Origin of the sequence: Paucibacter sp. KCTC 42545 (assembly GCF_001477625.1) — a bacterium.
Classification (GTDB): domain Bacteria; phylum Pseudomonadota; class Gammaproteobacteria; order Burkholderiales; family Burkholderiaceae_C; genus Paucibacter_A.
Genome location: NZ_CP013692.1, coordinates 2,918,353 through 2,930,067 on the forward strand (window position 1 = coordinate 2,918,353; position 11,715 = coordinate 2,930,067).

An 11,715-nucleotide genomic window follows, 5' to 3' on the forward strand; every position below is an offset into this window, starting at 1 on the left:
ACTGGCCCGAGGCTACTTCACCTCGCGGGCCAGCTTGAGCATTTGTGAACTCAGCACCAAGCCGCGCCGCTTGGCCTCGGTGTGGTTGATGCGAAAAGCCAGGCCATTGGGTTCGGCCACCAAGGCGATCACAGCGCCACTGCGAAAAGCCTCGGCGCTCTCCCCCACCACCAAAACCGGCTCATTCACCAAGGCTGCCTGCCAACGCTGCAAGTCGGCCCGCTCGCTGAAACCCAAGAGCAAGAGCTGGCAGCCCCCCAGCTGCTGCGGTTCGGTCAAATAGCGCATGCGCACGTTCGCGACGCCATGCGCCCTCAGGGTCAGGGCTTGCATGGCCTCTTGCATGGCCAAATTGCCGGCCACGCAGTAAGTGAACTCACTCACCGGCGGTGGCGGCCATTGGGTGAACTGGGCAAAGCGATAAACAAACGCGGCCCGCAACTGCGCATCTTCTTGCGCGGGGCCGGGCGCCGGGTTCGCGGCGGCAACATCGCTCGGCATGGCCAGACCCGCCAAAGCGGCCAGCGACAGCAAGCACACCAAGGCCGCCCTCATGAACCTAGCCTCCAACTTACACTGAGTTGAACGGTACGCCCTTCTTGCTTGATCGCCGGGGCAGCCGACGCAGGGCGATCCAGATAGCGTGTGGCGCCCAAGTTGTAAACGCCCAGGCTGACATCCACATCCAGGCGCGGCCGCCACAGCAGATTGAGGTTGTTCAGCAAATAGCCCGGCAGCTCCTGGAGGGCAGTGCTGCGGCGACTCATGGCATAGGCCTGCCAAGACAGTTGCAGCGCATCACCCGCCAAAGGCTGGCTATAGAACAGCTTGAACAAGGCGCTGGGCGAATTGCTCAAGCCCGCACCGTTCTGATCCCGTGTGCGCTGCAAAGACAGGCCAAGCCGCAAATTGGCCCCTTGATCCCAGCGCCGCTCCAGATCCAACTCGCTACCGATATTGCGCAGCCGACCGCGGTTCTCGTAGACCGGCAAGTCCACCTGATTGAGCTCCATCAGGTTCGACAAGCGCGAAGCGTAAAGCGAAGCCCGGTACTGCAGCTGCGGCGTCAGCGCCTGCTCCCAGGAGGCCTCGTAGGTCTTGATCTGCTCAGGGTTCGGCGTGGGCACACCCAATGCACTATTCAAGGAAAACTCGTTCAGATTCGCGGCTCTGAAGGCGCCGCCGTACATCAGACGCAAGGTGGCATCCGGCACGCCATTCCAGACCCAGGCCAGCCTGGGGTTGAGCTTGGGCTCGGCCACATGCGAGGTGTCGCGCCGCAAGCCCAAGATCAAGCGCTGCGAGACGCTCAGCTGCCACTCATCCTGGATGAACACCCCGACGCGCCGGTTGATTCCATAGAACTCTTGAAAGGGCGGCTCACCCTCTAGGCCCTGTGAGATGCGCATCAAGGCATCGTCTTGTAACTCCAAGCCAGCCATCACTGTGTGATCAGTCCAGCGCCGCGTGCTGAGGCGCAGATCCCAGTTGGACCAGCGACCTCGCGCCGTCGTCCCGTAATAAGCCCGTTGCTGCGTCTGCGGGAATATCAAGGGGTAGCGCTCTTGATACTTGCTGTTCTTGAGCGAAACGCTGGCAAACAGATCCCAGTCCGGGCTCAGGCTACGCTCATGGCTGAGGGAGACAAAGTTGTTGTCACTGAGCAGATAGCCCTGATCAAGCAAGTCGGGGTTCTGCACGGATACCTGAACAGGCACGCCTTGGGTCAAGCTGGTCGCGCCACCTCGCATGGCCCAGCCGCCGGCATTGAAACTCACCAACAGCCGTTTGGCCCGATTCCAGAGGTGATCACGCAGCTCGCCCTCCAAGGGGTCGGGCGTCTCAAGCGCTTCGAAGGGATAGGGCCGTCGATCCTGCTTGGTGCCGCTCAGCGCCAGCCAACCTTCCCAGCCGGCCTCTGAGCGATGCCCCCAGCTCGCGCGCAGATGCTGCACGCCAAGCGAATCAATGCTGGCGCGAGTCTCCACGCCCGCCATTTTGTCGGCGCGTTTGGTGATGACGTTGACCACACCCAAGAAGGCGTTGTTGCCATACAGGGCCGAGCCGGGGCCGGGTGCAAACTCCACCCGCTCAATCAAGTCAGCGTCGACAAAAAACTCGTCGCTGATGAGCGCGGCGTCGTAGACGTTTTCATTGATGCGCATGCCGTCGATCAGGAACAACAAGCGCGTATTCAGATCGCCCGGCCGCCCCAAGCCGCGCGCGCCCACATAGCTAAAGCCATTGTCCTTGGTGACGTACAGGCCCGGCATGGCACGCAAGATGTCGGACATATTGCGATAGCCAAAGCGCGCGATATCACCCGCCGTGACCACATAGGTCGTGGTCGGCGCTTGTGCGGCGCTTTGCGTGAAGCGCGCTGCGGTGCTGACTTCGACGTCACGCGGCACCTGCTTGAGCGGCTGCCGCAGCAGCTCTTCCAGGCCCGGGTCGGCGTCAAGCGGCTTGGCGGAGCCGGCACTCTCCTGGGACTGGACCTGAGCGCTGGATGCGCAGGCCCAGAACAGCGCAAGCACTAAGTGCCGCAAACCGCTACGAAGGCCGCAGCCGCCAGGAATCAAACTACTGCCGCGACGCATGAGAAGCCCTGCGGTAAGTGTTCTTGCCCGCGCGTTTTGCCGCGTACATGGCCACGTCCGCCGCACTCAACAAATTGGGCGCATCAACTTCATCGACCGGACAAAAAGCCAGCCCCACCGTGGCGCCGATGGGCATCAAGTGCCCATCAATGATCATGGGCTCGCGAATCGCGGCAATCAGGCGCAAGGCCAGTTGCTCGGCGGCGGCTTCGTCCGGCAGGCTGGGCAGAATCAAGGCAAATTCATCACCCCCCAAGCGGCACAACACATCGCCAGCGCGCAAGACCTTGCTCATACGGGCCGCGACTTCGCGCAGCACTTCGTCGCCGGCATCGTGCCCATGTTTGTCGTTGACGGTCTTGAAGTTATCCAGGTCGATGAACATCAGCGCCATCAACAAGACCTCCTGACAGCTGGTGGCCACATGGCGCTGTAAGGCCGACTGGAAGTACAAACGATTCGGCAGCTGGGTCAGGCTGTCCCGGTGGGCCAGCTGCTCAAATTCCTGACCTACTTTTTGCTCCTGGCGCAGCTGTTGATTCAGCTCCGCCTGGCCAATCTCCACCCGCTTGAGCATCTGATTGAATCGCTCACTCAAGCGCCCCACTTCGTCGAAGCGATGCACTTTGGCGCGCTGGCTGTAGTCTTGGCTGATCGACACCCGCTCGGCCAAATCAGACAGCTCGACGATGGGCGCCAGCGCTTTGCGCTGCACCCATCGCAACAGCCATGCGGCAATGAAGATCGCCAGGCCAATCAGCACCGCCCCCAGCCCCGCCATGCGCATGACGGCCAGCTGCACTTGCTCCAGCCCCTCTTGCAAATGGAGCCAGCCAATCAATTCGCCCTTGAGCTTGATGGCGACCCAGACATCCACAAACTCCAGATGCATCTGGCGAGCCACGCCCGCCTGAGCCAATGATGGTGGCTGGGCCTGAATTGCTGGCGGCGACTTGCCAGAATCTGCGGGCCATTGGGCGAAGACCTCGCGGCCCGCCGTGGCCACTTGGGCCATGCGCCATTCACTGCGCTTGGAAAAAGCCTGCAACTCGGCGGCGGCGGCCACTTGGTCTTCAAAAACCAGCATGGGCGCCAAGCTATTGGCCAGCAGTTGGGCACTGCGCTCGGCGGCTTGCGCCTGTAACTCCCGAGCAGCCAGCAATGAAGCACCGGCGATCAAGGCAAAGGTCAGGAGCATAGTGATGCTCAAGACCTGCAGGTTCAAGCGCGTCAGACGCAGGACCAGCGAGTCGGCCTCAGGCGTGCCCGCGCTCATCTGGCCTTCAGTGACAAGCAAGCCGATGGGGTCGGGTTTCAAGGCCTGTTCTTGAGTCACAGCGGATGGAGCTCACGCCCAAAAGCCCAAGCAACCCTCCCCTTGAGGGCTGCATACCGCTATTTCTATCATGCCCGGCACCTGGCCGGCGGATGAATTACAGGCCCGGCGCGGCCCTATTCAGGGCCAGTCAGCTCGCGACTAGGCCATTGCGGATGGCATAGACCGTCAGCTCCGAGTTATTGGCCAGGGCCAATTTCTCCAGCACCCGGGCGCGGTAGACGCTGACCGTCTTGGGGCTGAGCATCAACTCCTCGGCAATGTCGGAGAGCCGCTTGCCGGAGGCAATCATCACAAGGGTTTGCAACTCGCGATCCGACAGCTTTTGATGCGCTTGCTCATTGACAGGCGCGGTCAGGCTTTCCACCAACATCTGCGCAATCTCGGGCGTCACATATTTACGGCCCTGAGCCACCGTGCGCACCGCCTGCACCAGCACCTGCGGGTCGCCGCCCTTGTTGACATAGCCATAGGCGCCGGCGCGCAAGGCGCGGATGGCGTACTGGTCTTCCGGGTACATGGACACGATCAAGGTGCGAATGCTCGTACCTTCATCCTTGAGCACATGCAAGACATCCAGGCCGCTGCGGCCCGGCATATTGATGTCCAGCACCAAAACGTCGCAGCCGTTGTTGGGCCCCAAATCGCGCAGCAGGCTGCGCAACTCACCGTAGTCACCGGCTTCGCCAATGACCTCGATATCAGCCACATCGGACAAGGTGTCGCGGATGCCGCGCCGGATCAGCGCATGGTCGTCACAAAGAATGACCTTGATCATTTTTTCAGCCCCCAGGATGAAGGATCATGGGCAGCTTCCTCACCGTCGTCCATGCCGACAGTTTCCAGGTCCTGGTTTTGCAGCGGAACCGAAAGAATCAGGCTGACGCCTTTTTTGCTTGTGCTCAAGTCCACCCACCCTCCTACCGTTGCCGCGCGCTCATGCAGACCGCGAATGCCAAAGCTGCGCGCCTTTGCCAAAGCACCGGGCGCAATTCCTCGCCCATTGTCACTGAGCTCCAGGGTCAATACGCCGGAGTCCACACTCAATTCGATATCCACCCGGGTGGCGTTGGCGTGTTTAGACACATTGGTCAAAGCCTCCTGCGCCGTGCGATAGGCCACCAAAGGCACGCCGGGCGGCAGTTGCATCTGTTCATGACTGGTGCGCACGGTGGTGACGATGCCGGTGCGACGCTCAAAACGAGCCGCCATCCACTGCACCGCCGCTACCAAACCCTGCTCAAGAATGGCGGGCCGCAAGTTGTGCATGATGCGCTGGCTGGCCTCAATCGCCGAGGTGACCGTTTCCAGGGCCGACTGCACCCGGCCTAAGACCGCGGCATCCTTGGAGTGGCGGTTGATCCAGGCCAGGTCAAACTTCAGCGCCGTCAAAGAGCCACCGACATCATCATGGATTTCGCGGGCAATCGCCGCCCGCTCCATCTCGATGCTGGTTTGCAAATGGCCAGCCAGTTCATGCAAGCGCTGCTTGGACTTGAGTAATTCGCGGTCCGCCTCGATGCGGGCGCGCTGCGACTCGCTGGCCTCAATCGCATGCAGCAGGGCCGGCGCCAAGCGCGCCAAATCCTTTTTGAGCAGGTAGTCCGACGCGCCGGTGCGCATCGCCGCGACGGCGGTGTCTTCGCCAATTTCCCCGGACACCAGAATAAAGGGAAGCAGGCGGCGACTTTCCTTGAGCATGTCCAACACCACCAAGCCAGAAAAGCCCGGCAGGTTGTAGTCGGAAATGATGGCATCCCAGTCGAGGCTTAAAGCCGCGCCAACTTCCGCCAAACTGTCCATGCGCACGAGTTCAAGATCCAAACCGGCACGGCGCAGCTGCGCCATGATCAGTTGATGGTCCAGTTCGGAGTCTTCAATATGAAGGATGCGCAAATGGCGCTCAGCGGTTGGGCTCGACATGGGCAGAAGTATGCCGGCATTGCATGCACGCTCCGTGACCGGGGCTCGGCCACTTGCGCTCTTATTTGAGCAGTAATCGCCAAAGTCAAGGGTATACCCTAATATCGGATGATTTAGCCGCGCCGATCCCAACAATTAGGCCGATTCTGCACGCCTTGTCCTGTCGACACGGGAGCAAGAACTGCCGATGATGGCAAACAAGAAGCAGTCGCCAAATGGTCTTGTCGAACCCTGCCCGCGGGGCAAATCGCAGCCATCACAGGCCTTGGAGCGTGGAGCAAAGATGCTGATGAATGAAACGCCGGAAACTTCCGGTCCTGGAATGTTGCCGCTGCTGGCTGCGGCCGAAATCCAAGACCATTTGATGACGGTCACCAACGATCTGGAGCGTTTGCAACGCTTGCTGGATGATGCTGGCGAGGCTTTGTCCGAGCATTTCTACAGCGCATCCGGCTTGGCCTCTAATTTGAGACGCCAAGCGCAAGACGTTGCCGGCCCTGAAGTCGAAACGCTCGACAAAATCATGACCCATATCGCCAGCGCCATTACGGCGCTGCAATTCCAGGATATGGCCACACAGTTGATTGCACATACCAGCCAGCGCTTGCGCAACTGTGCTGATCAACTCGCTATGGAAACTTTTGGCGATGACGAAGACGGCGCTGCCGTGGTCGAAGTCGCGCCATTGCGGCCCAATCCCGTCACCCAAGACGAGATGGACGCAGGTTCTATCGAATTGTTCTAAAGAGCCCCTGAGATTTACCGAAATCAGCTTGATACCCGGAGATTCAACAATGCATTCAATTCTTGCTGTGGACGATTCGGCCTCCATGCGCCAAATGGTCTCTTTCACGCTCAAAAACGCTGGGTTCAACGTCGTTGAAGCGGTGGATGGGCAAGATGCCCTGGAAAAGTCGAGTTCACGCGACTTCGATCTGGTGCTGACCGACCAAAATATGCCGCGCATGGATGGCATTAGCCTGACAAAGAAGTTGCGCGACAACCCCAAGTTCAAAACCACGCCCATCCTGATCCTGACCACCGAGTCCAGCGACCAGATGAAGCAGGCCGGCCGCGCGGCCGGCGCTACCGGCTGGTTGGTCAAGCCATTTGACCCGGCAAAACTGATTGAAGTCATTGGCAAAGTCATTCGCTGACGCCTGCCTTCTTTTCTTTCAACCCAATTGGAGTAAGGCATGGGAGAAATGACTTCCGAAGGCGCCAGCCTGAGTGCAGGTATCGACCTGAGCCAGTTTTACCAAGTCTTCTTTGAGGAAGCGAGCGAGAACCTCGACAACATGGAACAGCTCTTGCTGAACCTGAATGTCGACACCGCCGACGACGAAGAACTCAACGCCATTTTCCGCTGCGCCCACTCCATCAAGGGGGGCGCTGCGACCTTTGGTTTCAGCGATGTGGCCGAGTTGACCCATCAGATGGAAACGCTGCTGGACAAGCTGCGCCGCCACGAGTTGGCCCCCAACTCGCAAATGGTGGACGTGTTGCTGCAGTCCGGCGACGCGCTGCGCGCGCAACTCGGCCGCCATCAAGGCTCCGGCGCTGACCCAGTTGACACCACCGATTTGCTGACCGCCATCCGCGGCTTTGTGGAAGGCGAATCTGCGCCTGCCCCGGCGCCAGCGCCCACTGCAGCTGCCGCACCTGCGCCCGCCCCAGCGCCGGCTGCATCAGCGAAAGCCGCCAAACCGGCGGCGCGCGAGCTGGAGTTGCAGGTCGGCCCACTGACCGATATGAGCTTGGCCGACAACTTGGTCGACCTGTTCAAAGAGATCACCGATCTGGGCACCATCGAACCGCTGGACGGCGGCATCTCGGCCGATGGCGTGCGTCGTTTCAAGGTGCTGACCAGCAGCAGTGACAGCGATTTGCTGGACCTATTCACCTTCCACGTCGCTCGTGAGCAAGTGCAGCTGCTGCCCTTCGGGCCCGGCTTTGGCTTCCACGACGGCGCTCCGGGCGCACCAGCCGTCTCGACGGCGCCGGTCGACCCCGGCTACGGCTTCTTCGACAACGCCCCCGGCGTGCCCGAGGGCAGTGCCGCTGCCGGCAGCGACCTCAAAGTTCAAGCCAACGAAGCCAAGCCCGTGGCAGCGATCGCCAAGCCCGCCGCCAAAGTCGAGGCCAAGCCGGCCGCCGCAGGCATGGATCAATCCACCCTGCGTGTGTCGATTGAAAAGGTGGATCAGCTGATCAATCTGGTCGGCGAGCTGGTCATCACGCAGGCTATGCTGGCGCAAAACAGCCGCGATCTGGCCCCGGGCCTATATCAGCAACTAGCCTCGGGCCTGGCTGATCTGGAACGCAACACCCGCGACCTGCAAGAGTCGGTCATGTCGATCCGCATGATTCCGATGTCGGTCGTGTTCAACCGCTTCCCGCGCATGTTGCGCGACCTGGCGGCCAAGCTGGGCAAGAAGGTCGAGCTGGTTACGCAAGGTGAAGCCACCGAGTTGGACAAGAGCCTGGTCGAAAAGATCACCGACCCATTGACCCACCTCGTGCGCAATAGCTGCGACCACGGCATTGAACTGCCCGCCGAGCGCCTTGCCAAAGGCAAGCCGGAGCACGGCACCATCACCCTGGTGGCTTCCCACCAAGGTGGCTCCATCGTGATTGAAGTGCGCGATGACGGCAAAGGTTTGAATCGCAACAAGCTGATTCAAAAGGCGCGCGAGAAAGGCATCGACGCCCCTGACTCCATGACCGATGCCGAGGTCTGGGGGCTGATCTTCGCGCCGGGCTTCTCCACCGCCGATGTGGTGACTGATGTGTCCGGCCGCGGTGTTGGCATGGACGTGGTAAAGCGAAACATCACCTCGCTGGGCGGCACGGTCGAAATCGACTCGGCCGAAGGCTACGGCATGAAGGTCTCGGTGCGCCTGCCCCTGACCTTGGCCATCATGGACGGCATGAGCGTGGGTGTCGGCGAAGAGGTCTACATCTTGCCGCTGTCTTCGGTGGTCGAGTCCTTCCAGGTGCAGTCCACCACCATCAAGACCGTCGCCGGCTCCGGCCGCGTAGTCGAGGTACGCGATGAGTACATGCCTGTGATTGGGCTGGAAGACATCTTCAACGTGCCGCGCTTCGACTTCGAGCATGTCTCCACCATCATGGTTGTCGTGGAGGCCGAAGGTGGCCGCGTCGCCTTGCTGGTCGATGAACTGCTGGGCCAGCAACAAGTCGTGGTGAAGAACCTGGAAGCCAACTATCGCAAAGTCACTGACGTCTCTGGCGCCACCATCATGGGTGACGGCCGAGTGGCATTGATTTTGGACGTTGGCAGCTTGGTTCGCCGTTCACGCCACTGAGCCCATCCGATCCATTTAACGCCCTGATTGAAGGGCCCTGAGGTAATTAATGAATATGAGCGCGATGCTTCGGCAGTTCAGCATCCGCACCCGCATGATCGGCGCGATCGCCATGGTGCTGGCTCTGCTGCTGATGGTGGGTGGGGTGGGATTGTTTGGCATGCGATCCATGCACAACCAGTCCCAACAATTCAAAGAAAAGACCATCCAGAGCTCTCATCAGATGGCATCGCTGGTCTTGTCAGTGGGCAATTTGCGCCGCTTTGAGAAGGACATTCTCATCGCCTACCAGACACCGGAAAAGGTGCCTGAGCCCCTGCAACGCTGGGAAGCCGCGCTTCAGCAATTCAATAAGACGCTCGCCGAAATGGCCGCCGTTCAGGTTGAGGCGAATGCCTCGACTTTGAAGGAAATGAAATCACTGGTGGACAGCTACGCGGCCAAAGTTCAACCCGTGTTCAAGCAGGTTGGGTCGGGCCAAGTCGCTAATGTGTCGGTGGCCGATCAGGGCATCGAGAGCGCCAAGGTTGATATCCGTAAAGCGCAGCAGCTGGTGGATGAGCTAGGTAAGCAGCTTGACCTCGCCACCAATAAGTCGCTGGCTGAGGCGCAGCAAACCGAGGATCAGGTGCTGCTCACCTTCATGGCCATTCTGACGCTCAGTGCCCTTGTTGTCACACCGCTGACCCTGCTGAATATGCAAAGCATTTGCAAGCCCTTGGCCGATGCAGAGGAGCTTGCCAAGGCCATCGCAGCAGGTGATCTGACTACGAGCGCCCGGCTGGTGGAGGGGCAAGATGAGGCCTCGCACCTGATGCGCTCACTGCAGCATATGCAGCAGTCTTTGCAGAGCCTGGTGGGTCAACTGCGTACCTCGGCCGACAGCATTCGCACCGCCTCGGTGGAAATCGCGACCGGCAACCAGGATCTTTCTGGTCGTACCGAACAAACCGCCTCCAATTTGCAGCAAGCGGCATCGTCGATGACCCAGCTGACGGGCACCGTCAAGCAGACTGCAGACTCCGCTCGCACCGCCAACCAATTGGTCAATTCCGCCTCCAGCGCTGCGGCCAAGGGTGGTGATGTGGTGGGTCAGGTCGTGGCGACCATGGATGACATCAACACCAGTTCCAAAAAGATCAGCGACATCATTGGCGTGATCGATGGCATCGCCTTCCAGACCAATATCTTGGCCTTGAACGCGGCGGTCGAAGCGGCTCGCGCCGGTGAGCAAGGACGCGGTTTCGCCGTGGTGGCCAGCGAAGTTCGTTCCTTGGCACAGCGTAGCGCCGAAGCCGCAAAAGAAATCAAAACCCTGATCGGTGCCAGCGTCGAACGGGTTGAAGTTGGCACACGCCTGGTACAAGAAGCCGGTGAATCGATGACCGACATCGTCACCAGCGTGCAGCGCGTCTCCGACATCATTGGCGAGATCACAGCTGCGGCCAGTGAGCAAAGCGACGGCATCGGCCAAGTCAATCAATCGGTCGTACACCTTGATCAAATGACGCAGCAAAACGCAGCGTTGGTTGAGGAATCAGCGGCCGCCGCCGAAAGCCTGAAGGACCAGGCTGAGCGTCTGGCTGAAGCGGTGGACAAGTTCAAGATCAGTCAATCGCATGCCCATGTGGTGAATGCGCCCCGCACGTCCGGGATGAGCGGGATGAGCAGCAAGAGCAGCGCCAGCAAGCCGGGCTCCGCTCACAGCTTCCAGCCCCAGGCCGCCAAGGCTGTTAAATCGGCAGCACCGGCAATGCACAGCGCTCAGAATTCCGCATCCAAGGCCCGCTCAACGCCCGTAGCCGCGACACCCAAGGCCAGCCCGCCACGCAGTGAGCCGGCGCCTCGTGTGGCTCAGGCCGCGCAGGCCGAGGGCGACTGGGAATCATTCTGATCCGCCCCGACACCCATCTTTCACCATCCCCACCTTCCGCACACCAAAAGAGGTAAGCCATGGAATCCACCAGAGACATCGTTCCGGCCGGCCGCCAAGACGCAGGCAATCTCGCCTTGAAAGCCCACGGCCCCGCCAGTGGCGAGTACCTGACCTTCCGCCTCGGCGCCGAAGAGTACGGCATCGACATCCTGAAGGTGCAAGAGATCCGCTCCTACGAGCCGCCCACCCGCATCGCCAATGCCCCAGACTTCATCAAGGGCGTTGTCAATCTGCGCGGCGTGATCGTCCCCATCGTCGATCTGCGCCTCAAGCTGGGCTGCCCGACGGCCGAGTACAACAGCTTCACCGTCGTGATCGTGTTGAACGTCCGGAGCCGCGTGGTCGGCGCCGTGGTTGACTCCGTCTCCGACGTGCTGGAACTCAACCGCGACGCCATCCGCCCTGCCCCTGAGCTCAGCTCGGCAGCGGTGGACACAAGCTTCATCACAGGCATTGGCACGGTCAGCGACCGCATGCTGATCCTGATGGACATCGAAGGTCTGATGAGCAGCGCTGACATGGGGCTGATGGACTCGCTCAGCCTTTGACCTGAGGCGGCGCTCGAAGCCCCGTTCAAACAGTGCTGCACCG

At 60.5% G+C, this 11,715-nt stretch carries 10 protein-coding genes; 5 read left to right on the top strand and 5 right to left on the bottom strand.

Going from position 1 to position 11,715, the window contains the following annotated elements:
- Positions 1-12: 12 nt before the first annotated feature.
- From AT984_RS12720 to AT984_RS12740, 5 genes are all read right to left on the bottom strand, one after another.
- Entirely contained in the window at positions 13-555 is a 543-nt protein-coding gene (locus tag AT984_RS12720; RefSeq protein ID WP_058720410.1) for a YfiR family protein, read from the bottom strand.
- Positions 552-2,537 (bottom strand): TonB-dependent receptor plug domain-containing protein, encoded by a 1,986-nt coding sequence (locus tag AT984_RS12725; RefSeq protein ID WP_231741415.1) that lies wholly within the window; start codon positions 2,535-2,537, stop codon positions 552-554. Before AT984_RS12725 ends, AT984_RS12720 begins: the two co-directional genes overlap by 4 nt.
- A 46-nt stretch (positions 2,538-2,583) precedes the next feature.
- Positions 2,584-3,918, bottom strand: a complete 1,335-nt coding sequence (locus AT984_RS12730; protein WP_231741416.1) for a sensor domain-containing diguanylate cyclase — start codon at positions 3,916-3,918, stop codon at positions 2,584-2,586.
- Positions 3,919-4,066: 148 nt separating this feature from the next.
- The gene (locus AT984_RS12735; protein ID WP_058720412.1) at positions 4,067-4,714 is read right to left on the bottom strand and encodes a response regulator; all 648 of its coding nucleotides are present in this window, start codon (positions 4,712-4,714) and stop codon (positions 4,067-4,069) included.
- Complete coding sequence (locus AT984_RS12740) at positions 4,711-5,859, bottom strand: hybrid sensor histidine kinase/response regulator (RefSeq protein WP_058720413.1); 1,149 nt, start codon at positions 5,857-5,859, stop codon at positions 4,711-4,713. Before AT984_RS12740 ends, AT984_RS12735 begins: the two co-directional genes overlap by 4 nt.
- Before the next feature lie 289 nt (positions 5,860-6,148).
- Here AT984_RS12740 and AT984_RS12745 point away from each other — a divergent pair, with 289 nt between their 5' ends.
- The 5 genes from AT984_RS12745 to AT984_RS12765 are packed head-to-tail and all read left to right on the top strand — an operon-like array spanning position 6,149 to position 11,672.
- Positions 6,149-6,604, top strand: a complete 456-nt coding sequence (locus AT984_RS12745) for a hypothetical protein (RefSeq protein WP_442952186.1) — start codon at positions 6,149-6,151, stop codon at positions 6,602-6,604.
- 49 nt (positions 6,605-6,653) lie between these two features.
- On the top strand, positions 6,654-7,016 hold the full coding sequence (locus tag AT984_RS12750) for a response regulator (RefSeq protein ID WP_058720415.1): 363 nt from the start codon (positions 6,654-6,656) through the stop codon (positions 7,014-7,016).
- Positions 7,017-7,055: 39 nt separating this feature from the next.
- On the top strand, positions 7,056-9,188 hold the full coding sequence (locus tag AT984_RS12755) for a chemotaxis protein CheA (RefSeq protein ID WP_058720416.1): 2,133 nt from the start codon (positions 7,056-7,058) through the stop codon (positions 9,186-9,188).
- A gap of 49 nt (positions 9,189-9,237) precedes the next feature.
- On the top strand, positions 9,238-11,082 hold the full coding sequence (locus tag AT984_RS23840; RefSeq protein ID WP_082679998.1) for a methyl-accepting chemotaxis protein: 1,845 nt from the start codon (positions 9,238-9,240) through the stop codon (positions 11,080-11,082).
- Positions 11,083-11,141: 59 nt separating this feature from the next.
- Positions 11,142-11,672 (top strand): chemotaxis protein CheW, encoded by a 531-nt coding sequence (locus tag AT984_RS12765; RefSeq protein WP_058720417.1) that lies wholly within the window; start codon positions 11,142-11,144, stop codon positions 11,670-11,672.
- The last annotated feature ends 43 nt before the right edge of the window (positions 11,673-11,715 follow it).

Coding starts and splice junctions, on each gene's coding strand:
- AT984_RS12720 (WP_058720410.1), bottom strand. CDS start 555: ATGAGGGCGGCCTTGGTGTGCTTGCTGTCGCTGGCCGCTTTGGCGGGT.
- AT984_RS12735 (WP_058720412.1), bottom strand. CDS start 4,714: ATGATCAAGGTCATTCTTTGTGACGACCATGCGCTGATCCGGCGCGGC.
- AT984_RS12740 (WP_058720413.1), bottom strand. CDS start 5,859: ATGTCGAGCCCAACCGCTGAGCGCCATTTGCGCATCCTTCATATTGAA.
- AT984_RS12745 (WP_442952186.1), top strand. CDS start 6,149: ATGAATGAAACGCCGGAAACTTCCGGTCCTGGAATGTTGCCGCTGCTG.
- AT984_RS12750 (WP_058720415.1), top strand. CDS start 6,654: ATGCATTCAATTCTTGCTGTGGACGATTCGGCCTCCATGCGCCAAATG.
- AT984_RS12755 (WP_058720416.1), top strand. CDS start 7,056: ATGGGAGAAATGACTTCCGAAGGCGCCAGCCTGAGTGCAGGTATCGAC.
- AT984_RS23840 (WP_082679998.1), top strand. CDS start 9,238: ATGAATATGAGCGCGATGCTTCGGCAGTTCAGCATCCGCACCCGCATG.
- AT984_RS12765 (WP_058720417.1), top strand. CDS start 11,142: ATGGAATCCACCAGAGACATCGTTCCGGCCGGCCGCCAAGACGCAGGC.